This is a genomic window from Candidatus Accumulibacter phosphatis (assembly GCF_012939955.1).
GTDB classification, from domain to species: domain Bacteria; phylum Pseudomonadota; class Gammaproteobacteria; order Burkholderiales; family Rhodocyclaceae; genus Accumulibacter; species Accumulibacter delftensis.
In genome coordinates this window covers 1-26,845 of sequence record NZ_SPMY01000025.1, presented here as the reverse complement: position 1 = coordinate 26,845, position 26,845 = coordinate 1, and the positions used below count along the sequence as shown (strand labels likewise).

The window sequence follows — 26,845 nt, the reverse complement described above, 5'->3', positions numbered from 1 at the left end:
GCACCATGCGCATGGAGCAAGCACCGCCCCCAGCTATTTCCCCGACCGACGAGACTCCTGCGCAGGCGCTGCAAGCGCTGCCGCGACCGACGCGCCTGCCCCTCTACCTGGCCCTCGCCTACCTGGTGCTGATCAGCTACGCCAGCCTCTACCCGCTCGCCAACTGGCGCGACCTGGGCCTCTCGCCGCTGGCCTTTCTCGGCGCCGCCTGGCCGCGCTACTGGACGGGTTTCGACCTCGCGGTCAATGTCATCGTCTATGTGCCGCTCGGCTTCCTGCTGGCGCTGGCCCTGCGCCGGCTGCCCGGCCGCTGGCCAGCGGCGCTCGCCGCGCTGTGCACCGGCGCCCTGCTCAGCCTCACCCTGGAGTGGCTGCAGAACTGGCTACCGGCGCGTGTGCCCTCGAATCTCGACCTGGCGTGCAACAGCGCCGGAAGCGCGATCGGTGCGGTGATCGCGGTATGGAAGGGCAAGCCGATCTTTCGGGGCATCGCTCAGCTGCAGCAGGCGCTGCTGGCACCAATTCCGCACGCCGAACTGGGCCTGGTGCTGATCGGCATGTGGCTGCTAACCCAGCTGTCACCGGAGACACTGCTCTTTGGCGTTGGTGACCTGCGCCATGTGCTGGGGCTAACGCCGGCGGTGCCGTATGCCCCGCCGGCATTCTTCATGCTCGAAACCGGAGTCATCGTCTGCAATACGATCGTCATCGGTCTGTTCGCGCGCACCCTGCTCGCCGACCGGAACGCGCCACAGCTGGTGCTGTTCGCCTTTTTCATGCTGGCGCTGGCGATCAGGACGCTGGCCGCGGCGGTACTGCTCGCTCCGCATGACGCCCTGGCCTGGTTGACCCCGGGGGCGCGGCTCGGGCTGCTGATCGGCGGCGTGCTGCTCTCACTACTGCTGATGCTGCCGGCGGCCTGGCGCATCGGCTTTGCCGGCGTCGCCCTGATGGGCGGCGCGGCTCTGGTCAATCTGACGCCACCCAACCCGTACTCGGAAGCGGCACTGGCCACCTGGCGACAAGGTCACTTCCTCAATTTCAACGGCCTGACCCGCTGGATCGCCAGTCTCTGGCCTTTCCTCGCCCTGCCCTATCTGACCGCGCTCGGGCGGCGCCTGTAGCGAAGAGTTACGCGAGTTACGCGCCGGCCAGCTTCCGCCGAGCCCGCATTGCCGCTTCCCACACGGCCAATTCTGGCGCGCGTCGAGCGAGATCGCCGGCAAGACGCTGTTCCAGGCGTTCGAGCAGCTCGACGTCCGGCGCACTGACGCTCTGCGGCTGAATACGCTGCAACTGCAGCAGCAGATCGCCGGCCTTATGCCGTCCTTTTGCGGGCCAGCCCTGGCCCGGCAGACGATACTCAAGCGGCTGCTGCGGGTCGGTAGAGAGTTCGAGCGTCGTGGTGCCGCCCAGGCTCGGCACCTCGATCCGCCCACCGCAGAGCAGGCGGTAGGCACTCACCGGCACCTGACAATGGACGTCGCGCCCGTGCAGGACGAACAGTGGATGCGCGGCCAGCTTTATCTCGAGGTACAGGTCGCCGGCTTTGCCAGCGTCGCTACCGCCACCGCCACTGCCTGCAGGCAGCGGCGCCTGGCCAGCCAGCCGCAGGCGCTCACCTGCGAGCAAGCCCGCTGGCACGGTCACTGACAGCGTGCGTGGTTGGTGTAGCCAACCACTGCCGCTGCAATCAGGACAGTCGGTCTCACGCAGAAAGCCACGCCCACCACAACTCGTGCAGATGCGGGTCTCGCCGCCGCCTTGGCTAAGCCGACCGCAACCGCTGCAATGCTTGCAGGGTACCGAATTGCGGTGTTGCACACGGCCGCTGCTGCGACAACTGGCACAGCGAACGCCCTGCACCAGGGCGATCGTTTTCCGGCAACCGAGGGCCGCCTCCTCGAAGGTCAGCGTCAAGGCCTGCGTCAGGTCTTCGCCGGCACTCTGCTCATTCTGCTTGCCAGCCGCCTTGCGGGCGCCGGAACTACTTCCATCGCCTTTGCTCTCGCGCGCCTTGCTGGCGCTGCCCTTGCCTTCGCGCTGCCGGCGTTCGCCGGCCTCGCTGGCAGCCTGTGCCTGTCGCCATTCGGCCAGCCGCTGCGGGTCGAGAAACAGCTCGTAGGCCGCGTTCACGCGCTTGAACTCGGCCTCGGCCAGCGCTGCCGGATTGCGATCCGGGTGCCAGTGCATGGCCAGCCGGCGATAGGCGCGCTTGACGTCGGCCGGCGAAGCCTCGGGGCTGACACCGAGAATGGCGAAAGGATCTTCACAGATAGTCATTGATTGGGCAGTTCTGGCAGCTTGAAAACTTGCCGTGACCAGAAGACAGAAGAGCCCACGGACGCCACGACAGCAGGCGAATTTTACGCGATCGACGAGCTTTCCTCCGCTCTTCGGCCTGTAGTCATCGCGCTGCGGCGCTCGGCAGAGCTCTTGCGGCAGACGAATCGGGGTTAGAATCGACCGCCGCAATCAGCAAACAGTCGCCAGGAGCCCGTGCGCATGAGTTACTTCAAGCATCATGTCTTTTTTCTGCTGCAACCAGCGCGGCGAGGGTGAGACCTGCTGCAACAACGCGGGCGCGACCGCCGCCCAGACCTATGCCAAAGACCGCATCGGCGAACTGAAGATGAAAGGTGCCGGCAAGGTGCGCATCAACCGCGCCGGCTGCCTCGACCGCTGCGACAACGGACCGGTCCTGGTGGTCTATCCGGAAGAGGTCTGGTACAGCTACGTCGACCACGAAGACATCGAGGAAATCATCCAGGAACACCTGGTACACGGGCGGGTCGTCGAACGACTGCGCATCTGAGAAACGGCAGCGAGAGGAAACCCTGGCCATGAAAATACAGCCCGAACACCTGCTCATCGACGGACCGGTCGGCAAGATCGAGATCATCGTCGAAAACCCCGGCGCGCCGCGTGGCATCGCCATGATCGGCCACCCGCACCCCTTGTTTGGCGGCGGCAATACCAACAAGGTGGTGCAGACACTGGCGCGCACCTTCACCCATCTCGACTACGTCGCGCTGCGCCCCAATTTCCGCGGCATCGGTCAGACCGAGGGCACGCACGACGACGGCCGCGGTGAAACCGAAGACATGCTCGCCGTACTCGCCGAAGCCAAGTGCCGCTACGGCAATCTGCCGGTGGCGCTGGCCGGTTTCTCCTTCGGCGCCTACGTGCAGACGCGTGTCGCCGCGGCCTTGCTCGAAGCCGGTCATCCGGCACAGCGCCTGGTGCTGGTCGGCACGGCGTCCGGTTTCGTCGAAGGCGCGCGCCAGTACCACACCAAGGCCGTGCCCGGCGACACCATCGTCATCCACGGCTCGGAAGACAGCACCGTGCCCCTGGCCAACGTCATCGAATGGGCGAAGCCGCTAGAGCTACCGGTGATCGTCGTCCCCGGCGCCGATCACTTCTTCCACCGTCGCCTTCACGTCATCCGCGAAATCGTCAGTCGCGCCTGGCGCCACTGAACGCGGACGCTGCCGGGGTGGCGGTAGCGTCGGGGGCGTCGAAGAGTAGAGGAGTACAATCCACCCTGTGACCACCCTTCTCGTCCTGACCAATCTACCCGACCGACTCTCTGCCGAAGCGCTGGCCAGAGAACTCGTCGAAACGCGTCTGGCCGCCTGCGTCAATGTGCTGGCAGGTTGCCACTCGATCTACCGCTGGCAGGGGGAGCTCGAAACTGCCAGCGAAGTGCCGCTGCTGATCAAGACCCGCAGCGAACGCTACGCGGCGCTCGAAGCAGCGATTCGCCAGCACCACCCCTATGAGCTTCCGGAAATCATCGCCTTGCCGGTGACCGCCGGGCTACCCGACTATCTCGCCTGGGTAGCTGCCGAAACGCCCGCCTCAGACGACCTTGAAGACTGAAAACGCACCGCAATGACCTGGCTGTTCTCGTTCCCGCGCCCAATCCGACGCTCCTCCCTGCTGCCGTTCTTCCTTTCGCTGCTGCTGCTCGCCTGGCCAGCGCAGGGCGAAGAGTTCCTCGACCCGGCCGTTGCCTTCAAACCGACGGCACGAGCCATCGACGGGCAGACCATCGAAGTGCGTTTCGAGATCGCCCGGGGCTATTACCTCTACCGCGACAAATTCCGCTTCGCCGCCGAACCCGAGAGCGTGCCACTGGGCACGCCGATGCTGCCACCGGGCAAGGTCAAGGAGGATCCCAATTTCGGCGACGTCGAGGTCTATTACCAGCAAGCGCTGATCCGCATTCCCGTGGAACGTAACAGCTCCGGGCCACTGCCGCTGACCCTGAAAGTCACTTCCCAGGGTTGCGCCGACGCCGGCATCTGCTATCCGCCGCAAAGACAGACGCTCAAGCTCGAGTTGCCGGACCCGGCGACAACGCCAATAGCCACCAGCGCCACCGGTGCAGCGAGCGAGAAGTTCAGCGACGACGAGTCCGGACGCATCGCGCAGTTGTTCAAGAATGCCAGCTTCTGGTTGCTGGTCGCCAGCTTCTTCGGCTTCGGGCTGCTGCTGTCCCTGACGCCGTGCTGCTTCCCGATGATTCCCATCCTGTCGAGCATCATCGTCGGCTCCGGTCGCGACGGTCGCGGCGTTTCGCACGCGCGCGGCTTCCTGCTGTCGCTGGCCTACGTCCTGGGCATGGCCATTACCTACGCCGCCGCCGGAGTCGCGGCCGGGCTGACCGGCACGCTGCTCACCGCGGCCTTGCAGAACGCCTGGGTGCTCGGTGGCTTCGCACTGGTTTTCGTCGCCCTGTCCTTGTCGATGTTCGGTTTCTACGAACTGCAGTTGCCGACTTTCCTGCAAAGCAAGGTCTCCGAGGAAGCCAGCCACCTGCGCGGCGGCTCGCTTCCCGCTGTCGCGGCCATGGGCGTGCTCTCGGCGATCATCGTCGGCCCCTGTGTCGCCGCCCCCCCTGGCCGGCGCCCTGCTCTACATCGGGCGCAGCGGCGACGCCGTCCTCGGCGGCGCAGCACTGTTCGCCATGGGGCTCGGCATGGGCGCCCCACTGCTCGCCGTCGGCCTGTCGGCCGGTATCCTGCTGCCGCGCTCTGGCCCGTGGATGGAGGCCGTCAAAAAAGCGTTTGGCGTGCTCCTGCTGGCCACCGCCGTGTGGTTGCTTTCGCCGGTCATCCCGGTCGTCGCACAAATGATTGCCTGGGCCCTGCTGCTCATCATCCCGGCCATCTACCTGCACGCCCTCGATCCGCTGCCGGCGCACAGCAAAGGCTGGCTGCGCTTCTGGAAAGGCATCGGGATTTTCATGCTCATCGGCGGCACGGCGATGCTGCTCGGCGCACTGGCCGGCTCGCGCGACCCGCTGCAGCCGCTGTCGGTACTGCGCAGCAGTGCCGCCGAGGTCGAAATCCGGCCGCTGCCGTTCACCCGCGTCCGGACTCTCGCCGAACTCGAGAGCCGCATCGAGAGCGCTGGCCAGCCGGTGCTGCTCGACTTCTACGCCGACTGGTGCGTGTCCTGCAAGGAAATGGAACGTTTCACTTTTTCCGATGCGCGCGTGCGCGCCAGGCTGGCAGGGTGGACCTTGCTACAAGCTGACGTCACCGCCAATTCGGACGAAGACAAGGCCCTGCTGCAGCGCTTCAATCTCTACGGTCCGCCAGGGATCATCTTCTTTGACGGCCAGGGCCGGGAGATCGACGGCGTACGCGTCGTCGGCTTCATGAGCGCCGACGAATTCCTCAGCTTGCTGGCGCGTCTGGGTTAATGTAAAAGTCGCGCAAGCGGCTCACGAATCTCCGTTCTCCCTCGCGGGAAAACGGCCAGGGGTGAGGCGGGGAATTCAGGGAGCATGCTCCCTGCCCGGCGAACGATTCCGGCGTGCAAGCCGGAATGCGCACTGCAAGTGAGAGGAGGACCGTAATGACCGTTCGCTCGCCCGGCATCGCCAAGCGACGATCAAGCCTCCACCTGCACGCTCGCTTTACGCTCCGCCTCCCCCAGCCAACGAGCACGCCTTTCAACGAGGTGATGGTGCTCTTGATGGCCACGTAGTACATCAGCTGGCGATAGAAGAAACGCTGCCAGAACAGCCATATCAATAGCCCCCAGCTTTCCTTGCGTTCGAGGGCGAAGGCCAGGATGGCGGCCAGGTAGTCCACGCTGACGAAGAGCGCGTAGTAGAAAAGGACGCGCCAGAGATTGTCGGCCGAATACTCCTCCTCCTCCGGGTGGTGCGAGTAGCTGAAGGCGGCCGATCCCAGCGAGCCGATCAGGAGTAGGTCCATGATCGGCGAGATCAGCGGAAAGAGCACCTGGAAAATGACGACATTGGGCAAGACGACAAAACCCAAGGCGCCGTACCGCCGGCGAAAAAGCACGTCACGGTGTTTCCAGGCCGCTTGCATGGTGCCGTACATCCAGCGGTAGCGCTGGCCGATGAAACCGCGCACGGTGTCCGGCACTTCGGTCTGGGCGATGGCTTCTTCTTCGTAGACGATGTGCTTGCCAAGCTTGCGAATGGCCAGGGTGAGGCCGGCATCTTCGGCCAGGGTGTCGTTCCTGAAACCACCGGCACTTTCGACCAGCTCGCGCCGCCAGGCGCCGACGGCGCCGGGAACGACGGTGATGCAGTTGAGGACGGCGAAGGCGCGGCGATCGAGATTCTGGCTGGTGATGTAATCGAGCACCTGCCAGCGCGTGAGCAGATTGATGCGATTGCCGACTTTGGTGTTGCCGGCGACGGCAGCGACGCGCGGGTCCTTGCGAGGACGAACAGCCAGTCGATCGCCGCGCCAGCCCAGTTGATAACCGCAAACGCGGCGCCGTCGAAGCGGCTGCGCAGCTGCTCTTCGGGGGGCACCGGTGGCATAGGGCGAGCGAAAGAGCAGGGAGTGCCGACCGACTTCGCTGGCCAGCAGGTGTTGCGTGGCAGAAAGATCGAGTTCCAGCTGCTGCGGCGAGATGCTTGAAATATTGGGATGGGTGAACGTGTGGTTGCCCAACTCGTGCCCTTCAGCGATCGCGCGGCGCAGCAATTCCGGATGGTTCTGGCCGTTGGCGCCGATGATGAAGAAGGTCGCCGGCACGCCGGCATCGCGCAGGGCGTCGAGAATCAGTAGCGTGGACTTGGGATCGGGCCCGTCGTCGAAAGTGAGGACAATCTTGTGCTTGGCGCTACCGTGGCGGGTGATGACGTAGGGCGACGGAAAAGCGCTGAAACGCTCGCCGGAGATCAGGCCGCGCTGTGCGTCGAACTTGATGATCCGCCGGCCGATCTGCGGCTGCGCAGTGACCTCGAGGCCTTCGCCCTGGCCTTCGTAGTCGACGCCATAGGCGAAACGAATTTCGGCCAGTTCCTCGGCGCGTGCGGCGTCGAGCGGACCTTTCCTGGCGAAGACCTTCCACAAGGCGGGATCCTCACTGCCAAGCCGCGACAGGGCGACGCCGCGCGGCTGCAGCGAGCGCAGGGTGACCAGCTGCTTGAAGGCAGTCGTGGCATCGAGCAGCCAGACGTGATGGCGGCGATCGTCATCGTCGGCGCAAGAGAAGGTCGGGTTGAGCGAGGCGGGGTCGAGCCGCGGCTTGCCGTCCGATTCCTTGGCAATGAGAACGGCCTCTTCGCAAGTGCGCTCCTCGGCCGGCTGGCCGGGGGCCCCAATCGTCAGCGTAGTTGCCGATGGCGACGATCATTTTCTCGGCCGGGATGTCGCGTTGCCTGGCGCGCAGGACGCGCGCGAACCACGGCAGACTGGCGATCGGCCCCGGCGAGCCGTCGGCCCAGTGCTCGTCGTAGGCCATCAGGATCAGATAGTCGGCATTGCGCACCAGGCGGCGGTAATCGAAAGCGGCGTCGGCAGCCGGCACGTTGACCGACACCAGCAGCTTGCGCGGATGCATCACCGCACACAGCTCGGCCATGAAGCGCTGGAAGTCGGCTTGCGCCTTGGCGGCAATATTCTCGAAGTCGATGCTGATGCCGGCATGGCGATGCGCTTCGACCAAGACGAGAATCTGCTCGATCGTTCGCTTGCGTGCAGCCGGATCGGCGAGCATGCGTCCCAGTTTGGCGCCTTCCCACTCATGGCCGTTCCAGTTGTTGACCAGCGGCACCAGCGACAGGTCGGGTCGGGTCGGGTCGGCGGGCGCGAATGTAGTCGCTGACGTGTGCGGTGCGCAGCGCATCGTTCTCGCGCAGCGTGCCGTCCTCACCCGCCAGGTGCAGCCACTCGGCGATCACCGTATCCAGGCTGCCGAGGGTCTCCTTCAGCGAACTCATGCTGGCATCGTCCCAGTTGACGAAGAAGCCAATCGCCAAGGGCTGGTGATCCACGTTCGCGGCGTTCGCGGCGTTCGCGCGCGCTGGCTGTAGCAGCTGGCGCAGGCTGCGCTCACGCTCGCGGGCGAGTTTGAGCTGCTCGTTACGCAAGGCGCGTTCGCGGCGGGTCGTGGGTCGTTCGGGAGCGAGCGCCGGGATATCCGGCACGGCGTGCGCGCCGTGCGGCAGAAAACTGACGTTCGGCAGACGTAGCGCCGGCAAGACCGGCGCTGCCAGAACACTGAGCCGCAGTCCGCCGAGAAGCAGGGTCAGGGCGACACCGACCAGCAGCATGCCCAGGCGGAGACGCGGCCAGCGCTTTTTGGCCGGATCGAAAAATACGGCTGCGGCGATTTTTGGGCCGCCGTCTGACCTGAGCGATGGGGCGACGGATGAGGGCTGCGACATGTGGAGATCAGCGGCCTGTGAAAATGCGCTTCACGCACCACCCGCACTGGCGGGCTGGTCTTCCTGCTGCGGGAGCGAAAACGCCGCGCGCGGCGTCACCCCCGATTGTCGGTTCGCGAGCTAACGGTCATGACAGTCGAGATACCCCCGGATGATGAAAGTCATGACCGTCCCCCTCTTCCCCCCGGCCCTTCTCCCGCAGGGGGAGAAGGGAGGTTCGTGAGTCGCATGCGCGACTTTCACATTAACGGTAGGGTGCATGGAGAACATCTGGCGGCAGGAATGCGGATCTTGTCCGCTGTCCAGCATTAGCGCACGATTCCTGTCCACGCCGGATCAGCAGTAAGCCCTTGCCCCTAAGCTTCCCCTAATTCCCGCTCGCTATCTTCGCTCCCACGCGACTTTCGCGTGCATTAACGTGCATCAAAGGAGCGACCACCAAGAAATTTCGACAGAGTCGCAGAGACCGTCGTTTTTGCACCCATCATTGACACCACTTAGGCCGGCAAGATCTGGCGACAACGCCAGCCTGCCGATCGCCGACGCGACTTCAGATACCGAATACAAAGGAAAGACGAAAGCATGCCCTTGCTCCTGAAGCCTTACTGGCGCGCAACTCTCGCCGTCTTCGGCGCCGCCCTGACGCTGTATCTGATCCATGCCAGCTGGCGGCAGTTCTACCCGGTGACTGCCGCGGCGGGCTGGGAGGTGCAGGTCTATCGCGACGAGATTCCCATGGTCAGCGCGCTGGCACTGGACGGCCAGGGCGGTCTCTACATCAGCCAGGAGATCGCCAGCGGCAAGGGCAAGATCCTCAAACTGACGCCCGACGGCGACCTCACGGAGATACTCAGCGGGCTTTCCAAACCGGACGGCCAGGTGATTTTCCGTGGCGGCCTGGTGACCGGCCAGGAAGGTGGCAAGCTGCCGGTGCTGTGGCTGCGCAACGGCCAGACCGAGACGCTTTTCGAGGGCAACGGCATCGAGGGCATCGCCACCGACGGCCAGGTGCTCTACGCCATCGAGGATGCGCGGCCGGGCCGCCTGTTGCGCTTTACCCCCGACAGCGGTGAACTGAGCGTGCTTCGTGACGGGCTGGACGATGGCGAGGGCGTCAGCCTGTGCGCCGACGGCCGGCTGTTCTATACCGAGAAGCGCCAGGGCTGGGTCAAGCAATGGCAGGCCAAGGGCCCGGACATCGTCGTCGCCGATGGCCTCAACGCACCCGGTTTTGTACAATGCACTACGGATGGCCTTTGGATCACCGAGGACGCAACGCACATGGCACGTGTGCTGCTGCTCGACACCAGCGGCCAGCTGCAGGTCATCCTGACCCACCTGCGTTCCGCGCAAACCATCATTCCCCTCGCTGCCGGCAGTTACCTGCTGGCCGAACAGGGGCGCCAGCGCATCCTGAAACTCGCCCGCCCCGCCTCATTCTGAAACTCTGAGCAACCATGACCGCCACCCTCGCCCAGCGCAGCCCGCCGCTCAGCCGCCACATCAGCCAGCCGACCCTGAAAAGTCACCTCGCCTTCACCCTCCTCAGCGCCGCCGCGCTGCTCACGCTGTACACCTTGTTGCGCCTGGCGCTGCTGCTCTACAACCGCGAACTGATCGGCAGCACTCCAGCGGCGACCTTTATCGAGGCTTTCTACAATGGCCTGCGTTTCGATGTGCGCCTGGTGGTCTATGCGCTCACGCCACTGCTGCTGGCGCTGCTCAGCATCCGCGCCATGGCCGCCCGCGGCCTGCTGCGCGGGTGGCTGACCGCCTTCGCCAGTTTCACTCTGCTGCTCGGCATTAGCGAACTGGATTTCTACCGCGAATTCCACCAGCGCCTGAACGGCCTGATGTTCCAGTATTTCGAGGAAGACCTGGCCACGGTGGGAAGCATGTTGTGGAACGGCTTCCCGGTTGGCCGCTACCTGCTGGCCTGGGCGGCCGCCACCTGGCTGCTGGCCAGACTGTTCAAGGGCCTCGATCGGCTCAGCCGGCCGGCAATCCCGGCGGCGCCAGAGGCATCGCCGCCGCAGCCGAGCTACGCCGCACCGACCTGGTACTGGCGAACCGGCCTGTTCCTCCTCTGCGCACTGCTTGCCGTGGTCGCCGCCCGCGGCCACCTGCGTCAAGGTCCGCCGCTACGCTGGGGTGACGCTTATACCACCAGTTCGATGTTCGCCAATCAGCTGGGCCTGAACGGTTCGCTGACGCTGCTTTCCGCAGCCGAGGCCAGCATGTCCTCACAGCGTAGCAATACCTGGCAAGCGACCATGCCCGACGAACAGGCGCTGCAGACCGTACGCCAACTGCTGCTGACGCCGCACGACCAGTTGGTCGACGCCGACAGCGCGGCCATCCGCCGTGACTTCACTCCACCCGCCGAGCGTACGCTGCCGATTCGCAACGTGGTGGTGATTCTGATGGAAAGCTTCGCCGGCCGTTTCGTCGGCGCGCTGGGCGGCACGGGCGACATCACCCCGCACTTCGACGCTTTGGCCAAAGAAGGCCTGCTCTTCGACCGCTTCTTCTCCAATGGTACGCACACCCACCAGGGCATGTTCGCCACCATGGCCTGTTTTCCGAACCTGCCCGGCTTCGAGTACCTGATGCGCACCCCGGAAGGCGCGCACAGGTTCTCCGGTCTGCCGCAGCTGCTCAGCGCGCGCGGCTACGACAACCTGTACGTGTACAACGGCAACTTCCAGTGGGACAACCAGTCCGGCTTCTTCAGCAACCAGGGCATGACCCGCTTCATCGGTCGTGAAGATTTCGTCAACCCGGTGTATATGGACCCGACCTGGGGCGTTTCGGATCAGGACATGTTCGACCGCGCCGCCGCCGAGCTCGACAAGATGCCTGCCGACAAGCCTTTCTATGCGCTGGTGCAGACTCTTTCCAACCACACCCCCTACGCACTGCCGAAAAACCTGCCGGTCAAGCCGGTCACCGATCGCGGCACTTTCAGCGAACACCTGACCGCCATGCGCTATGCCGACTGGGCGCTCGGCGAGTTCTTCGCGAAAGCCCGCAAGTCAGCGTATTACAAGCACACCCTGTTCGTCGTGGTCGGCGACCATGGCTTCGGCAGCGACCAGCAACTGACCGAAATGGATCTCTTCCGCTTCAATGTGCCGCTGCTGCTGATCGCTCCGGGAATTCAGGAAAAGTTTGGCAGCCACAATCACCACGTCGGCACGCAGGTCGACGTGGTGCCGACGATCATGGGCCGCCTTGGCGGCACGGTACGCCATCAGTGCTGGGGACGCGACCTGCTCAATCTGCCGGAATGCGACCTTGGCATCGGTGTGATCAAGCCCTCGGGCGGCGATCAGACCGTCGCTCTGGTCACCCCGCAGCGCATCCTGATCGAGCCCAAGGGCTTCGAGCCGCGCCTCTACAGCTACCAGCTGGGTGCCAATCCGAAAGCCGAACGCATTCCGCTCGACCTCGCCCCGGAGTTGAAAACCAGGCTCGAAGCCTTCCTGCAAATTGCCACCAGGAGCTTGCTGGAGAATACCGCCGGAGTGGAAACGGCGAAGGGCCAGCAGCCCTGAGCCGAGCGCTTTCCTTGCTCGCCATGGGGCCGCCATCACACGGCGATTGCCTGTTGACTCCGCGCCCAATGACAACCCCTAAGGCGTAGCCCGCGCCGGTGATCAGCGCGGCGCAGGCCAAGCACTTCAGCCGCCCTAGCCTGCCGCCGCCTGATAAGCGTCGCGCATTTCGCGCTTCAGCGTCTTACCGGCGGCGTTGCGCGGGAAGTCGTCCATGATCTGCAGGGCGTGCAGGCGTTGGTAGCGGGCGCCGACGCGTTCGTTGATCCAGTCGCGCAGTTCGGCGGCGGTGATCGAGGCGCCGCTATTCAGGACGACGGCAGCGACCGGTGTTTCGCCCCATTTTTCGTGCGCCACGCCGAAGACGGCGACTTCCCTGACCGCCGGGTGGCGGGCGGCGACTTCCTCGACATCCTTCGGGTAGACCTTGACGCCGCCGCTGTCGATCATGTCTTTCTTGCGATCGACGAGGTAGAGATAGCCCTCACCGTCTCGATAGCCGAGGTCACCGGTGAATAGCCAGCCGTCACGAATCGCCTGCTCGGTCAAGTCGAGGCGACCGTAGTAGCCGCCCATCAGCGAAGGTCCACGGCCGACGATCTCGCCGACTCCGCCGGCCGGTGCGTCGCTGCCGTCTTCACGAACGATGCGCATCTCGTAGAACGCGGGCGGCCGGCCCACCGAACCCGATTTGCGCAGCGATTGTGTCTTGTCGAGGATGGTCCAGAAACCTTCGGTGAGGCCGTAAAGTTCGTAGAAGCGGTCGGGCAAGAGGCGATTGAGCAGGTCCTTGTACTCCTGGTACAGCGGCGCACCGAGCGAGAGAATCATTTCCAGCGAGGCCAGCTTCTCGGGCGAAAAATTCGGTGCATTGAGCACCGCGATGATTTGCGCCGGCACCATCATGGTGTGGGTAACGCGCTCGCGGGCGATGATTTCGATGGCTTCTTCAGCGTCGAACTGGCGCTGCAGGAGGTAGCGCGCGCCGAGATAGAAGCACGGCATCAGGGTCACGAAGGCGCCGTTGAAGACGATTGCACCGGTGTGCAGCACCACCGACTCCGAAGTCATCCGCCAGGCAGACGCGAACAAGGTGCCGTACATCGAGCGGACGAAATGGCTGTGGATGATTCCTTTCGGCAGTCCGGTCGTGCCGCTCGTATACATGATGTTGAAAATATCGTCGGCGCCGACCCGCACTGGCTCGCTGCCGCCTTGCGGACAGGTCTTGAGCAGCGACGCGTAGTCGGGGTAATCGGCTATCGAACCGTCAACCATCAGCACGTGAGCGGCAGCCAGGTCGGGCAGCTCGGCACGCACCTGATCGAGCATCGGCGCCATCGAACGCTGCGTGATCAGGCAGTTGGCACCCGAGTCACGCAGCAGACTGGCGAGACCAGAGGGCATCAGCAAGGGGCTGAGCGGCACCAGGACGGCGCCGATCGACGGCACGGCCCAGTAGACTTCGAGCAATTCGCGGCAGTTCGACAAGACGGTCGCCACGCGGTCACCCTTGCGCACGCCAAGCCAGGTCAGCAAGCGAGCGCATTGGCTGACGCGCGCCTCGAACTCGCGCCAGGTGAGACGCTCCTGCTCGAAGACGACCGCGACCTGATCCGGCCGAAACTGCGCGTGGTGTTTGATGAGCGTCGCTAGTTGCAGCATTTTTTCCTCCCTGTGACGAAACCCGGGGCGCGCGTACCGAAGCGCGCCAGCCCTCAATTTGAACTGACTCCGCGGCACATCGGCGACGAGCGCAACTCGCTGCACGCACCAGGCAGGCCTGACCTGCCGCCGGGAGATATGCCTAGGCGCGGCATTGCCGCACTGCAGCACTGCGGCCCATGAACCCGGGCTGCGCCAGCAAGTGGTTCGGCTGAAAGCCGTGCCGTGAGCACCGGCATCGCAGCGCAACATACCAATACCATATAACGCCATCACGGGCAACAGCGAAAAGCCACGCATAGCTACTTTCGCTGGCGACTCGACCCGTAGAAAGCCCTCCGCCGCGCTGGCCCAAGGGCTGAAACGGTGGTGCTGTGGTCTTTTTTGCCATCTATCGGATAATATTAGCCATTAGTGTCGCCCGGGTGAACAAATCCGGCTCAGAGGAGTAGAATGAATTGTGCGGTGCGGAATGGCGCTCGTTTTCGGGGTCGTTTCAGCTCATTCAAGGTCGGCTGGCACCGGCCGACGCTGGCGAGATATGCGGCACCGATTCAGTGCTTTGCAGCTTGGCAACAAGGACCAACAGGATCATCGTCCGCGGCCAGTCCACTACGATCAGGACTGCCGGCGGGACCAGGGTACGCGTGGGCCGCCCCGCTTGGGCTGGCTCGTTTTGATTCATTTTATTGCTGGAGGTAAGGATATGTATTCACTGCTACGGGAAATGCCGGATTTCACCACGAGTTGGTGGAGATACATGCTGGCGATGACGCGCGCTTCCAACCGCGAAGTCGGCGAGTTCAATGACAATATGTTCATTGCCGCGCACATCGCCATGACCGCCGCACGCGACAACCCGATGAGCATGCTGGAAAGCTTCGAGGTCATGGAACATAGTGTCGGCCTGGCCCGCAAGGGATCTGCCGGCATGCAGGAGAAGATGGCCGACTACGCTTTCGACCAGATTGAAGAAGGCACCCGTGCCTATCTGAACACGATCCTGAATTCCGACGGTGAGAAGCTCGGCGGCTACATGCGCCGCGAAGCCGAAATCATGGAAGCGGTTGCCAACTTCAACGAACAGATCGAGGCCATTGGCGACGAGTTCGGCTTCCACTTCGATACTCCCAACTACAAACTGGTTCACGAAACAGACAGCTTTGATCTCTACCAGGTGCTGCCGCTGAAAGAAGGCGTCGAGGTCCGCAAGGATCTGAAGCCGGTCATGCTCGTTCCGCCGTACATGCTCGGCGTACATATCCTGGCCTTCCTGCCTTTCGAGAACAAGAGCTACAGCCACTCCTTTGCCAACGAGGGCATTCCGACCTACGTCCGCGTCGTCAAGGACATCATGACCACCGAGAAGGTGCAAACGATGACGCCGGAGGAGGACTGCGAGCAGACACGCCAGCTCTGCGCCAAGATCATGGAGCTCAACGACGGCAAGAAAGTCACCTTGAACGGTACTTGCCAGGGCGGCTACATCTGCATGATGAACATCCTCTCGGGCAAGCTGCAGGATGTCTGCGACGCCCTGATCACCAACGTAACGCCGGTTGACGGCACCTACAGCGATGCTATCAGCGGCATGCCGCAGATGCACCACGACTTTGTCACCACCACCCTGCCGAGCGGCAACAAGGTCGCCAACGGCTACCTGCTCAGCCTGGGCATGCGCTTTGTGGCCATCGACCGCGAAACGCCGCTGGTCAAGGTGCTCGATCAGGCCTCGCTGCAGCGCGCCACCGGCATGAACCCGGGCAAGACGCCCGCCGCCCTGTTCCGCTGGCTGCTCAAGGAACGTGTGCACCTGCCACTAGCCATCGCCAACATGAGTTCGCATACCTTCCAGGACGCTATTGCCGACGATGGCAGCTTGCCGGTGAAACTCTTCGACCAGCCGCTGAACATCAAGAGCCTGATCGACCTGAAAGTGCCGTGGTACCAGAACTACGCGATCAAGGACGACCTGGTCACGCCGGCTTGCGCCACCGCCGGCAACAAGTTCCTGGAAGGCTGGGACGGTCTCGAGTCGGTCGCTTTCTACGGTGGTCACGTCGCCATTCTGACCAGCCCGTATGGCAAGAAGGCACCGGTGACCGGCGAGTTCACCGACGCCAATGGCAAAGCGGCGCGCGGCCCGGTGAAGTTCCAGATGGACATTTCCTGAGCAGTGAGGATCCCAGGGAATGACGGCGCCGTGCACCTGACGATCGCCTTCTGACCCGCTGTAGATCACGCGGCCGGCCCGACGAGAATCGTCTAGGTCGGCCGCGTCGCTTCTGGCCAGGCTTCGCGTACAGCGAAAAAAACGACGGCAGAGCACGCGACGGCGGCATAAGGCGTTCATGATAGCGGTCGCGGCAAGCAGCACAACCAAGTCAAGCGCAGCAACAGGAGTGCCCACCTTGTCGTGGATACTCAATATCACCCATTTTGAATCTGGAGATTTCCTTTATGAGTTACGTCAACATCATCGCCGAAGTCCGTGGAAAAGTCGGCCTGATCACCCTCAATCGCCCGAAGCAGCTGAACGCCCTCAACGATGAACTGATGGACGAGCTGGGTAGCGCGCTGGCCGCCTACGAGGCCGACGAGAATATCGGGGCGATCGTCATCACCGGCTCGGACAAGGCCTTTGCGGCCGGCGCCGACATCACGGTAATGCAATCGCTGACGTACATGGAAGCCTACAAAGGCGATTTCATCAGCCGTAACTGGGAAGGCGTCAAGAATTGCCGCAAACCGGTAATTGCGGCAGTCGCCGGCTACGCCCTCGGCGGTGGCTGCGAACTGGCGATGATGTGCGACATCATCCTGGCCGCCGACACGGCGCAGTTTGGTCAGCCGGAAGTGCGCCTGGGCATCCTGCCCGGCGCCGGCGGCACGCAACGCCTGCCACGCGCCATCTCCAAAGCCAAGGCGATGGAAATGTGCCTCGCCTCGCGCAATATCGACGCCGAGGAAGCCGAACGCTCTGGCCTGGTTTCGCGCGTCGTGCCGGCCGACAAGCTGCTCGACGAGGCGATGTCGACCGCTACCCGCATCGCCGGTTTCTCGCTACCGGTGGTGATGATGATCAAGGAGTGCATCAATCGTTCTTACGAGAGCTCGCTCAACGAAGGCCTGCTCTTCGAACGGCGTGCTTTCCACTCGGCTTTTGCCCTCGACGATCAGAAAGAAGGCATGACCGCCTTCGTCGAAAAAACGTAAAGCGGCTTTCACCAACCGCTGAACGTAAAAAACCGCGCGGAGCCTTGCAGCCCCGCGCGGCGTATTGCCCACCAGCATCAGCAATGCGCCGCAACATCGACCGTATTGCTGATCGTCACCTGATCCACCCAGGCCTTGGCATACACCGTGCTGTAGATGTTCGAATAGGCCGCCACTTCGAGCGTCAGTGTCACCTCACGGTTGGCAAAACGCGCCAGATCGAGCGCTGACTGACGCAGCCATTCGTTCTCCTGGTGGACCATACCAATCGCCGTAACTTCATCGACGACAATGCCATCGACCAGAACCCTGAAGCTGGCGCTGGTGTAGTCATTGACCGCAGCGTTCAGGTCCAGCCGCCGCACATAGCTCAGCTCCGGCCGCGGACCGAGCGTGAGACGCCGCGAGATCGATTGCGCGCGCGCGCCGACGGCCCCGGAATCGCCTGACGAAGCATGCCCGTAGAGCATCGACCCACCGCGAAAAGCACGCGCATCATCGTGCAGCAAATCCCAGCCGGCGCCTTCCCAGCCAGCGCTGCGCAAGGTTTCCGGGCTAAACGGGCTGAACGGACCTGAACGCTGCGCACCGCCCTTGAGCACTCCCGCCGCTTCCAGCGCGGTGGAAATGATTCCCGGAACATCGATGCCCAGTGGCGCGGAACTGCGTGGCCGGCTGCCCGGCTTGAGCAGTCCCGCCGCCTGCAGCGATGCCGAAATGATGCCATGCACATCGAGACCCAGGGCGCGATGTGCAGTCCCCGACGCTTCTTCAGCGCGCCCCGCGTGCGCCTTCCCGGCGCCTGCGCCTGCAGAGGGCTCCTCGCGAAGCAAGGGCTCAGCGACACCGACGGGGCGGGCACGACTGGCGCCCGCCGGAGCAGGCTCCGCTGCCGCTGCCGTTTCCGCAGCAGACTCGGCCGCCGTATTCGCTGCCCGCGCGCCGGCGCCTTCGACGACTCCGGGCGCCTGCGCGCTTGCCGGGCGCTCGGCAAGCAGGCCCCAGAAATCGGCAATACGGTGGGTAGACGAAATCCCGACGGCGTTGAAGAACGGCGCCGCGGTGCCGCACTGATGCGGCTCGGGTCCGGGATCGAGCGCCGCGCCGTGCGACATACCGGTAATCGTGTAGGACTCGATCAACTCCTCGCCGTCGGCGCCCTGCCAGACCCGGCGCGGATAGCCGTCAATGCGCATCTCGATGCTTGGCCTGGCGTCCAGCCCGTGCACGTCGGCCCACTGCTTGATGAGCTCTTCGGCATTGACCGGCTTCACCGCTGTGTCGGCATCGCCGTGCCACACCGACAGCGTCGGCCACGGCCCCTGGTGTGCAGACGCGGCGCGCACCAGCGCCCCCCATTCCTGGCCAGAACGTACTCGCCCCTGGAAAATGCTCTCCAGCCCCTCCTGCAAGCCCGTGGCCGTGCGGTAGGGTACCCCGGCGATGACTGCACCACCGGCAAAGACTTCCGGATAGCTGGCCAGCATCACCGCCGTCATGGCGCCACCGGACGAGGTGCCGGTCACATAGACCCGGCAACCATCAAGGCCGTGCTCGACCACCATCTTGTCGACCATCTGTACGATCGACTGCGCCTCGCCACGTTCGCGTTCGTTGTCTTCGGGGCGGAACCAGTTGAAGCAGCACAGCGGATTGTTGTTCCATTGCTGCTGCGGAAAGAGCAGCGCGAAACCATGCCGATCGGCGACCGTCGACCAGCCACTGCCCTTGTTGTAGGAGGCGGCGCTCTGCGTACAGCCATGCAGGACGACGACCAGCGGGGCGTTCGCTGGCAGCCCCTCGGGGAGATAGGTGTACATCTTCAATTCACCGGGATTACTGCCGAAGGCGCTGACTTCGCGCAAGCGGCTTTCCTGCGCGTCGACCTGGTCGGACCAGGCTTTTACCGAGGCCAGCGTCGAGAGAAGCTTCTCCCAGCGACTTCCGTGCGGCGTCTTGGCAGCGAGTTTTGCCATATTCGCAATGGCGGCCATTTTGTTGCCCAGTTTGTTCAGCATTGGACTACTCCTGTCATCGGACAAGGTGGTAAGCGAACCGATCTCGATCAATTTGCGGACCGGCAGGAAAACGGTGTGGAACAGCCCTGGATCGACCAATCCACCACGCTGGGGGTCAAGCCAGGCCGGCGGGGCAGCGCCCGGGGCCAGGCCATAGGTGTGACTGAAGACGGCGCGGCGGCCCTGCCACCAGGCGCTGAATTGCAGTGAGGCAACCGGACAACCACGGTTGATCCAGACGCCAAAAAGTTCGCCGGCAACGATGGCGCGCGTCTCCTCGGCACAGGCCAGTTCCAGAAGCTGAGCCAGCGCTTCGCCAAAGCGCATGCCGTGCAGGCCAATCGCCGCCGCCGGTGGCTCCTCGGCGTCGGTCCTTGCCACTGCCGGACCGAAGAGGACACGGGGAGTATTCCCCCCCGGCGCGACCGCCGCCGGCCGCAAATCCTCATAGCAGCGGATGGCTTCGATGGTCTGCGCCTGCTGCGGTGCCGCCATCGCGCCGATCAACAACTGCGCCGCGTACTGCGGCGTCGCCGGTGGCGAACCACGACCGCGGGGGCCAGGAGCCACCAGCCCGCCGGTGACCATCAGGGTGACCCGAAAGCGCAGGTCGCGCCGCGACTCGCCGAGCAGGTCGGCGAGTCGTTCGCTGAATTCGTAACGTGCCAGTCGATTAACCATGGAGTAACGATAGCACGCGCCCGGCCGAGATGCACCTATTTTTTTTAGTAAGTGACATCTAACAATTTATTTTTGGCAAATCGGCCGGAACCGATGACTGGCGGTTACTAGCCGTTACTAGCCGTAGCCAGGCCCGGAAGCTATGATTCGCGCTTCCATCAGTCAGGAGAAAAGGCGATGCGCCGATTCCGGCAAACCAATCCCCACCCGCGGCGATACCGGCAATGAGCACGACGCGCCGGGAACAGGACTCGTTCGGCAGCATCGAGGTAGCCAACGATCGCCTCTGGGGAGCGCAGACGCAGCGCTCACTCGAACACTTCGACATCTCCAGCGAGCGCCTGCCCGAGGAGCTGGTGCTCGCCCTCGCCACCGTCAAGTCGGCCTGCGCGCGTGTGAACTGCGCGCTCGGGTTGTTGGCGGAGAGCAAGGCAACGGCGATCGCTGCTGCCGCCGAGGAAATCCTGCTCGGCCGCCATCGCCAGGAGTTTCCGCTCTCGGTCTGGCAGACCGGCTCGGGTACGCAGAGCAACATGAACATCAACGAGGTCCTGGCCAACCGCGCGTCGGAACTGCTCGGCGGCGAACGCGGCGCGAAGCGCTGCGTGCACGCCAACGACGACGTCAATCGCGGCCAGTCGTCGAACGACGTCTTTCCGACGGCCATCCATGTGGCGGCGGTACTCGGCATTACGCGCGCACTACTGCCAGCACTGGCCCGGCTACGCACGACGCTGGCGGCCAAGTCGGCAGCCTTTGCGGACATCGTCAAGATCGGCCGCACTCACCTCCAGGACGCAACGCCGCTGACCCTGGGTCAGGAGTTTTCCGGCTACGTCGCCCAGCTCGAACATGCCGAAGCGGTGATCGAAGACGCCTTGGCCTCGCTGTACCCGCTGGCCATTGGCGGCACCGCGGTCGGCACCGGCCTCAACACCGCCGCAGACTTTGGCGCGCGCGTGAGCGCGGAACTCGCCCGCGAAAGCGGCCTGCCCTTTATCGAGGAAAGCAACAAGTTCGCGGCGCTGGCGGCGCACGATGGCCTGGTCGCTGCACACGGCGCGCTCAGGACGCTGGCCGTCGCGCTGATGAAGATCGCCAACGACATCCGCTGGCTGGCATCGGGACCGCGCTGCGGCCTCGGCGAGATCAGCATCCCCGAAAACGAGCCAGGCAGTTCGATCATGCCCGGCAAGGTCAACCCGACGCAGTGCGAGGCGCTGACCATGCTCTGCTGCCAGGTGATGGGCAACGACGTCGCAATCGGCATCGGCGGCGCCTCCGGCAACTTCGAACTGAATGTTTTCAAGCCGCTGATCGCCCACAACTTTCTGCAAAGTGTGCGCTTGCTGGCCGACGGCATGAACAGCTTCGAGGCGCACTGCGTTGGCGGCATCGAGGCCAGACGCGAACGCATCGGCGAGTTGCTGGAGCGCTCGCTGATGCTGGTCACCGCGCTGGCACCGCACATCGGCTACGACCGCGCCGCCGAGATCGCCAAGCGCGCACACCATGCCGGCAGCACGCTACGCGAAGCAGCGCTGGAGCTGGAGTACGTCAGTGGCGAGGACTTCGACCGCTGGGTTAAAGCGCGAGAAATGACCGGCGGCGGTGACCCAGCTTAATGTGAAAAGTCGCGCAAGCGACTCACGAAACTCCCCTTCTCCCTTGCGGGAGAAGGGGCAGGGGGAAGAGGGAAACGGTCATGACTTTCATGATTTGGGGTGTCTCCACGTGTCATGACCGTTAATGTGAAAGTCGCGAATGCGACTCACGAAACTCCCTTCTCGGCTCGCGGGAGCAGGGTCGGGGAAGAGGGGGAAACGGTCATGAATTTCATGATCCGGGGTATCCTGACATGTCATGACCGTTAGCGCGGCGCCAGAGGCAGGCTCAGGGTGAACAGAGCGCCACCCTGCGGCCGGTTCGCCGCTTCCAGTCGGCCGCCCTGGGGTTCGACGATGCCATAGCCGATCGACAGCCTGAGACCCCGGCCACCCTGCCCGACCGGCTTGGTGGTGAAGAAGGGATCGAAGAGACGCGCCAAATTGGCCTCGGTGATGCCCGCGCCATTGTCGGCAAAGTGCAGGACGATCATGGCCGCGAACAAGGGCGCCTCCCTGCTGGTCGTCGAAGGCGCCATTCCGACTCGCGACAGCGGCATCTACTGCAAAATCGGCGGCCCGACCGCGCTGTTCGGTGACGGCTGCACCCGCACTATTGCCGCCCGCGCGACGCCGCTTCTTTCGACGCGTACCGGGCGCTGAGCGAGCGCCCAGCCAGACGTCGAGTCCCTGGGCGTTCAGATCCAGGTCGGTGGCGAAAACTTCGAGGATTTCCTCACTCGGCAATTGACAGCCAAACCTTTCTTGCGAGATGGCAATTATTGTTGCCGTTGTCACCTGCTTGTGACACCCTGGCATTTTTCCTGCTGATCCCCTTCTATGACGCATTTCTTTGCCGACGATGGCGAAAAAATCCACGTACAGGTTTCCGGCGATGGCTCGCCAATCCTCATGCTGCACGGCTGGACCGCCAGCCACCGCGAATGGCAGCCCTTCCTCGAAGCACTGACCGCCCACCACCGTGTATTCCGATGGGATGCCCGCGGTCATGGTGGCCACCGCCTGACGCAGGCCACGGTGCCTACCGTGCAACGCATGGCGCAAGACCTGAACAACCTGATCGAGAACTATGCACTCGACAAACTGGTGGTCGTCGGCCACTCGATGGGTGCCTTGACTCTCTGGCAGTACATCGGCGAACACGGTTGCCGGAATCTGCACAAGCTGGTCTTCATCGACCAGTCGCCAAAACTGCTGACCGATGACAGTTGGTCCAACGGCATCTACGGCAACTTCGACCGTGAGCAGTCGCAAGCCTTCCTGAAGCATCTGGAAGACGACTTCGCCGAATCGGTTCTTCGCCTTGGCGGCATGGGACTCAATGTCCGCGCCAGGCAGAAGTATCACGAAAACTCGCCCGGTCTGGAGAAAGCGCGGCAGTGGCTGAGCGCGCAGGATGCGAAGCCGCTGATTGCCTGCTGGGAGAGCCTGACCGAAGCCGATTACCGGTCCGTTCTCGAACGTATCGACATCCCGGCGCTACTGGTCTACGGCGGCGACAGCAATTACTACCGTAGCGAAACTGCACACTACGTCAAGAACCGCATCGCCGGTGCCATCCTGCATGTCTACGCAGGCACGGACCACTCTCCGCACCAGTGGGAGCGCGACCGCTTCGTCCGCGATCTACGCGAATTCATTGATTCACCTTGAGGCCTCAATCGTTCTTTTCGTCTTGTTGAACAGGGGTTTGAAGCAAGCATGCACACCCGCCGCCTCTTCCTGAACCGCCTCGATCCCGGACAACACGAGCCCGAGGATGCCGTGGTGGTGATTGACGTGCTGCGTTCTTTCTCGACGGCCGCCTACGCTCTCGCCGCTGGCGCCAGTACCATCTACCCGGTGGAAACGATCTCCGCAGCCTTTCACCTGCAACACGCGCTGCCGGACGCGCTGACCACTGGCGCGGTAGGCGGTGGCGACCCGATACCCGGTTTCGACTTCGGCAATTCGCCGTCTGCCTTGCAGGGCGCCAAGCTGGCCGGGCGACCACTCATTCAGACCACTGCCGCGGGAGTTCGCGGGCTGCTGCGATTCAGCTCCTGCCGCGCCTTGTTCGCCGGCAGCCTGGTCCTCGGGCGGGCGACGGCACAGGCGCTTCTCGCCTTGCAGCCTGCCGAGGTCTGTTTCGTGATCACCGGCGAATGGGTCGACCGCGATGGTGACGAGGATATCGCTTGCGCAGACTATATTGAAGCCCTGCTGCACGGCGAAGACCCCGATCCAGAAGTGTACGCCGCCCGCGTGCGCAACTCCGATTTCGGGCGGCGCTTTCAGGCCGACAGCAACGCCAACCTGCCTGCCAGCGATCTCAGCCTCTGCGCGCACGCCGATCGCTTCGACTTTGCTCTGCGCGCCACGCGTTCGGACGGCCGGCTGCAACTTCACCGCGCTCAGGTCAGCGCAGACCGCTCTCACCCCGGCCGCAACTAGCTGCCGCGTCCCCATGCTCGCCGCAGCAATCGGTCACCAGCAACCGCCAGCTCAAACAGCTCAAACAGCTTAGTCCGCTTACTTCCCGATCAGCTCCTTCAGCATCGGCTCGAGTGTCGCCTCATCCAGCCGCCCCAGGCGACTGCTTGCGAAGCGCCCATCGCGCCCGATGACCACCGTATACGGCAGCGCCTTCACCTGCAGGCCCGGCGTCTCGCCGGCATTCTTGCCGCCCAGCAGCAGCGGATAGGAAACCGGCGTCGCCTTGACGAAGCTGCGCAGATTGTCGACTTCGTCGATGCCAATGCCGACAAACTGCACGCCCTGCGCGGCGTAGCGGCTGTACAGGCGGGAAAATACCGGCATTTCTTCGACGCAAGGTTTGCACCAACTGGCCCAGTAATTGACCACCAGGACCTTGCCCTGCCACTGCGCCATGGCCTGCGGGCGGCCATCAAGATCATCGAGAGTCAGCGTCATGATCGCGTCAACTTCGGCCTGCGCTGCTTCCGGCGAGAGTTGCGGCGGCGAGCGCAAGCTGTCGGGAATGGTGTCGCCGGGAGGCAATCCGCCGAGAACCAGGACGCGATAGGCGAGCAGTGCCACGGTGGCCACGGTCAATACGCCGGCGACTACCGCCACCCACAGCGCACGCTGCTGATTCATGCCCGCCGCTCCTTTTCCACCTTTTCCACCTTTTCCGCTGCCTGCGCGCGCCGTCGTGACATCGCTTTCAGACACACCAAAACGAACATCAGGCCGCCGATAACGGCGATCAGGCCGCCGAGGCCCATCATCCCCATGCCGATCTTCTGCGGCAGCGTGGTCAGCATCTGCTCGGCGCCAGCGACCTTGCGCTGCACGCCGTAGCCTCCCGACCAGGCCAGGCCGAGGACATGGATCAGTTGCCCACCGCCATAGACGTAGGGCTGCCAGCGCGCCATGCGACCTTCGACCGGGCCGAAGCCGAGGCGAGGCAGGAGCACATAGGCCAGGCCCATGAAGGCCAGCGTGACGCCAACCGTCGAGCCGTGATAGTGCGCCGGAATGACAACATTTACGCCGTGGATCATGTAGCCGAGGACACCGCCGAGCGCGAACAGCGTGAAAGAAGCGATAAACGCCGACTTGGCCGGTGCCGCGGGCAAGGAGCGCACGCCCCACAGGGACAAGGCACCGAGCAGGATCAGCGGTCCCATATACGGATGGCCCCACTCCATCAGTTTGGCGAACAGCTCGACATGCGGCAGTTCACCGACCGGCAACAACAGATAGATGGCCGGCACCGCCAGCAGCGGTAGCGCGGCGACCAGGAACAGCACCGACACCGCACGGTGCGATGCCGCCGACGGGCAGCCGAGCGCTGCGGCGATCCACAACCAGGCGACAACCATCAGCAGCGCGTGCTGAAATTGCAGGGTGTGCCCACCGCCCCAGAACATCACTTCGTAATAGATCGTTCCCTCGACCTCGGGCACCAGCAACCACGACCAGTAGAATGCGGCCAGCGCCAGGAAAGCGGCGACCGCGCCCAGGAAAGCGCCAAGGCGTAGTGGCTCACCGAGAAAGCGTTGCGGCCAGATGGTGATCAACCCGCGCATTACCGTCAGAGTGATGCCGACGGCAAAGATCCACAGCGAGGTAAAAAACAGCGGCTGCTTCAACACCGGGATGTAATTGTTGAGTACCGGCTCGGCGCCCGGGAAGAACGGTGAAACGGTCATCAGCGCGGTACCCAGGGCCGCCAGGGCGAAACCACTCCAGCCCAGCCACGCCAGACCGGCAGCACCGACGGCACACCAGATGACCGCGGCAAAAGCCATGAACCACACCGCCACCGACAGGTCGACGTGCACCACCAGCGCCGCACGGAACAAATCCTTGAGCGGGAAGACATCCTGAATGCCCGGCGTTCGTGACAGGACCAGCAGAACCGCCAACAAGCCAGAGCCGATCAGCGCCATTACCCCTAACCACAACCAGGCACGCGCCAAGCTGGCGGGCGTGCCAGCAGCGATTTCCGGCACTAGGGGTGCGTCCGAACCAAGCGTCACCATGTGTGAATCCACAATTGCCTCACGCAAAAAATCGGCCGAGTATACGGCCAGGCGGCGCGATATGCCAAACGAGCGGCGCTGCCCGGCGTTTATCACGGGAAATCTACATGTCATTCGCTGGCAGGCGTCGAGGTGCTACGGCCGAGCGCAGCTTGCTCCCGGCGAATACACATGCGAATATTGTTGCCCGCAGTTACTTCTACTTCTGGCTGACCGTTTCGGAAACTGCCCATGCATTCGCCCCAACCCGGCATCAATATTGAAGCGCTACTGGCGCACGTACCACTGTTCAACGAGTTGGAGAAAGCGGAGATTGCGCGCCTTGCGCGCGGCACACGCGAAATAAAAGCCACGCGTGGCGACATCCTGTTCCACAAGGGCGACACACCGACCGGCTTCTACCTGATCGTCTATGGCCAGGTGAAGCTGGCATTCACCTCACCGCAAGGCGGCGAAAAAAGTCGTCGACATCCTGCCGCAGGGGCAAACCTTCGGCGAGGCAGTCATGTTCACCGACAGGCCGTTCATGGTCTATGCGCAGGCGCTCGCCGACTCGCTGCTACTGCACATCTCGAAGGCGGCGATCAACGAAGAACTGGATGCCGACCCCAGGGCCTCGGCACTCGGTTGTCATAGCCTGATGAGGCCCATGATCTTCACCCGGAAGTCGTCATCCCAGGCGGCTGCCTTGCGCTTCAGGCGCAAGCTGGTTTTCTTCTGGTCGGTGGTATCTAGCCGAATCAGATTGAGAACGATCTTCTTCAGGAGCGACAGGTTCTGGGGAGCGTTGTCCTTGCGGATGGTGCTGGCATCCTCGCCGAAGCTGACGTCGAGCACCCAGTGAAGTCGATTCTCCACGGCCCAATGGCCTCGCACGGCGACGGCAAGTTGTTCGGCGGTCAACTCGCGAGAACTGATG

Annotated in this window: 21 protein-coding genes and 3 pseudogenes; 14 read left to right on the top strand and 10 right to left on the bottom strand. The window is 63.6% G+C overall.

Annotated features, from left to right (window positions below):
• Nucleotides 1-5 precede the first annotated feature (5 nt).
• Entirely contained in the window at nucleotides 6-1,124 is a 1,119-nt protein-coding gene (locus tag E4Q23_RS09465) for a VanZ family protein (protein WP_248595346.1), read from the top strand.
• A 16-nt stretch (nucleotides 1,125-1,140) separates the two neighbouring features.
• Here E4Q23_RS09465 and E4Q23_RS09460 read toward each other — a convergent pair whose 3' ends face one another.
• Nucleotides 1,141-2,283, bottom strand: a complete 1,143-nt coding sequence (locus E4Q23_RS09460; protein WP_169066414.1) for a DnaJ C-terminal domain-containing protein — start codon at nucleotides 2,281-2,283, stop codon at nucleotides 1,141-1,143.
• A 222-nt stretch (nucleotides 2,284-2,505) separates the two neighbouring features.
• Between E4Q23_RS09460 and E4Q23_RS09455 the strand changes: the two are divergent.
• From E4Q23_RS09455 to dsbD, 4 genes and pseudogenes are all read left to right on the top strand, one after another.
• A pseudogene (locus E4Q23_RS09455) lies at nucleotides 2,506-2,815 on the top strand ((2Fe-2S) ferredoxin domain-containing protein).
• Nucleotides 2,816-2,843: 28 nt separating this feature from the next.
• Nucleotides 2,844-3,482: an alpha/beta hydrolase gene (locus E4Q23_RS09450; RefSeq protein WP_169066413.1), complete on the top strand. Its 639-nt coding sequence runs from the start codon at nucleotides 2,844-2,846 to the stop codon at nucleotides 3,480-3,482.
• A 58-nt stretch (nucleotides 3,483-3,540) separates the two neighbouring features.
• A complete protein-coding gene (gene cutA, locus E4Q23_RS09445; RefSeq protein WP_169066537.1) occupies nucleotides 3,541-3,885 on the top strand; it encodes a divalent-cation tolerance protein CutA in 345 nt (114 codons plus the stop codon).
• A gap of 12 nt (nucleotides 3,886-3,897) precedes the next feature.
• Nucleotides 3,898-5,716: pseudogene (gene dsbD, locus E4Q23_RS09440) on the top strand (protein-disulfide reductase DsbD).
• On the opposite strand, the gene E4Q23_RS23750 reads toward dsbD, so the two are convergent.
• The 3 genes from E4Q23_RS23750 to E4Q23_RS23740 form a co-directional block, all read right to left on the bottom strand.
• Complete coding sequence (locus E4Q23_RS23750; protein ID WP_248595345.1) at nucleotides 5,691-7,358, bottom strand: bifunctional polysaccharide deacetylase/glycosyltransferase family 2 protein; 1,668 nt, start codon at nucleotides 7,356-7,358, stop codon at nucleotides 5,691-5,693. The pseudogene dsbD and the gene E4Q23_RS23750 overlap by 26 nt on opposite strands.
• A 121-nt stretch (nucleotides 7,359-7,479) precedes the next feature.
• The gene (locus E4Q23_RS23745; protein WP_336511650.1) at nucleotides 7,480-8,061 is read right to left on the bottom strand and encodes a glycosyl hydrolase family 18 protein; all 582 of its coding nucleotides are present in this window, start codon (nucleotides 8,059-8,061) and stop codon (nucleotides 7,480-7,482) included.
• On the bottom strand, nucleotides 8,030-8,674 hold the full coding sequence (locus E4Q23_RS23740) for a hypothetical protein (RefSeq protein WP_248595344.1): 645 nt from the start codon (nucleotides 8,672-8,674) through the stop codon (nucleotides 8,030-8,032). The genes E4Q23_RS23745 and E4Q23_RS23740 overlap by 32 nt, the downstream gene beginning before the upstream one ends.
• A 582-nt stretch (nucleotides 8,675-9,256) precedes the next feature.
• Between E4Q23_RS23740 and E4Q23_RS09430 the strand changes: the two genes are divergently transcribed.
• Both E4Q23_RS09430 and E4Q23_RS09425 read left to right on the top strand, forming a co-directional pair.
• Complete coding sequence (locus tag E4Q23_RS09430; RefSeq protein WP_169066412.1) at nucleotides 9,257-10,117, top strand: hypothetical protein; 861 nt, start codon at nucleotides 9,257-9,259, stop codon at nucleotides 10,115-10,117.
• Nucleotides 10,118-10,131: 14 nt separating this feature from the next.
• Nucleotides 10,132-12,231: an LTA synthase family protein gene (locus tag E4Q23_RS09425; RefSeq protein WP_169066411.1), complete on the top strand. Its 2,100-nt coding sequence runs from the start codon at nucleotides 10,132-10,134 to the stop codon at nucleotides 12,229-12,231.
• A gap of 135 nt (nucleotides 12,232-12,366) precedes the next feature.
• Here the strand turns inward: E4Q23_RS09425 and E4Q23_RS09420 are convergent, their stop codons facing one another.
• Complete coding sequence (locus E4Q23_RS09420; protein WP_169066410.1) at nucleotides 12,367-13,896, bottom strand: class I adenylate-forming enzyme family protein; 1,530 nt, start codon at nucleotides 13,894-13,896, stop codon at nucleotides 12,367-12,369.
• Nucleotides 13,897-14,602: 706 nt separating this feature from the next.
• Between E4Q23_RS09420 and E4Q23_RS09415 the strand changes: the two genes are divergently transcribed.
• Together E4Q23_RS09415 and E4Q23_RS09410 are read left to right on the top strand one after the other, a co-directional pair.
• Nucleotides 14,603-16,069: a metal transporter gene (locus E4Q23_RS09415; RefSeq protein WP_169066409.1), complete on the top strand. Its 1,467-nt coding sequence runs from the start codon at nucleotides 14,603-14,605 to the stop codon at nucleotides 16,067-16,069.
• Between the two features lie 287 nt (nucleotides 16,070-16,356).
• Nucleotides 16,357-17,134, top strand: a pseudogene (locus tag E4Q23_RS09410) (enoyl-CoA hydratase).
• Between the two features lie 55 nt (nucleotides 17,135-17,189).
• Here the strand turns inward: E4Q23_RS09410 and E4Q23_RS09405 are convergent.
• Complete coding sequence (locus E4Q23_RS09405; protein WP_248595343.1) at nucleotides 17,190-19,811, bottom strand: alpha/beta hydrolase family esterase; 2,622 nt, start codon at nucleotides 19,809-19,811, stop codon at nucleotides 17,190-17,192.
• A gap of 224 nt (nucleotides 19,812-20,035) precedes the next feature.
• Here E4Q23_RS09405 and fumC point away from each other — a divergent pair, with 224 nt between their 5' ends.
• Nucleotides 20,036-21,436: a class II fumarate hydratase gene (gene fumC, locus E4Q23_RS09400; protein ID WP_169066407.1), complete on the top strand. Its 1,401-nt coding sequence runs from the start codon at nucleotides 20,036-20,038 to the stop codon at nucleotides 21,434-21,436.
• 245 nt (nucleotides 21,437-21,681) lie between these two features.
• Here the strand turns inward: fumC and E4Q23_RS09395 are convergent, their stop codons facing one another.
• Nucleotides 21,682-21,921: a sensor histidine kinase gene (locus tag E4Q23_RS09395; protein ID WP_423753334.1), complete on the bottom strand. Its 240-nt coding sequence runs from the start codon at nucleotides 21,919-21,921 to the stop codon at nucleotides 21,682-21,684.
• On the opposite strand from E4Q23_RS09395, the gene E4Q23_RS09390 reads away from it, so the two are divergent.
• The 3 genes from E4Q23_RS09390 (at nucleotide 21,908) to E4Q23_RS09380 (ending at nucleotide 23,869) form a co-directional block, all read left to right on the top strand.
• Nucleotides 21,908-22,078, top strand: coding sequence for a hypothetical protein (locus E4Q23_RS09390; protein ID WP_169066400.1), 171 nt, complete (start codon nucleotides 21,908-21,910; stop codon nucleotides 22,076-22,078). The two genes, E4Q23_RS09395 and E4Q23_RS09390, sit on opposite strands and share 14 nt — an antisense overlap.
• 177 nt (nucleotides 22,079-22,255) lie before the next feature.
• Nucleotides 22,256-23,089 (top strand): alpha/beta fold hydrolase, encoded by an 834-nt coding sequence (locus E4Q23_RS09385; RefSeq protein WP_169066405.1) that lies wholly within the window; start codon nucleotides 22,256-22,258, stop codon nucleotides 23,087-23,089.
• 48 nt (nucleotides 23,090-23,137) lie between these two features.
• On the top strand, nucleotides 23,138-23,869 hold the full coding sequence (locus tag E4Q23_RS09380; RefSeq protein ID WP_169066404.1) for a 2-phosphosulfolactate phosphatase: 732 nt from the start codon (nucleotides 23,138-23,140) through the stop codon (nucleotides 23,867-23,869).
• A gap of 78 nt (nucleotides 23,870-23,947) precedes the next feature.
• On the opposite strand, the gene E4Q23_RS09375 is transcribed toward E4Q23_RS09380, so the two are convergent.
• Together E4Q23_RS09375 and E4Q23_RS09370 are read right to left on the bottom strand one after the other, a co-directional pair.
• Entirely contained in the window at nucleotides 23,948-24,535 is a 588-nt protein-coding gene (locus E4Q23_RS09375; RefSeq protein ID WP_169066403.1) for a TlpA family protein disulfide reductase, read from the bottom strand.
• Complete coding sequence (locus E4Q23_RS09370; protein WP_169066402.1) at nucleotides 24,532-25,926, bottom strand: cbb3-type cytochrome c oxidase subunit I; 1,395 nt, start codon at nucleotides 25,924-25,926, stop codon at nucleotides 24,532-24,534. The genes E4Q23_RS09375 and E4Q23_RS09370 overlap by 4 nt, the downstream gene beginning before the upstream one ends.
• 231 nt (nucleotides 25,927-26,157) lie before the next feature.
• Between E4Q23_RS09370 and E4Q23_RS25170 the strand changes: the two genes are divergently transcribed.
• Nucleotides 26,158-26,562: a cyclic nucleotide-binding domain-containing protein gene (locus E4Q23_RS25170; protein WP_423753333.1), complete on the top strand. Its 405-nt coding sequence runs from the start codon at nucleotides 26,158-26,160 to the stop codon at nucleotides 26,560-26,562.
• On the opposite strand, the gene E4Q23_RS09360 is transcribed toward E4Q23_RS25170, so the two are convergent.
• Nucleotides 26,557-26,845: ISAs1 family transposase (locus tag E4Q23_RS09360; protein WP_169066401.1), on the bottom strand; the 289-nt coding region annotated here is incomplete at its 5' end. The two genes, E4Q23_RS25170 and E4Q23_RS09360, sit on opposite strands and share 6 nt — an antisense overlap.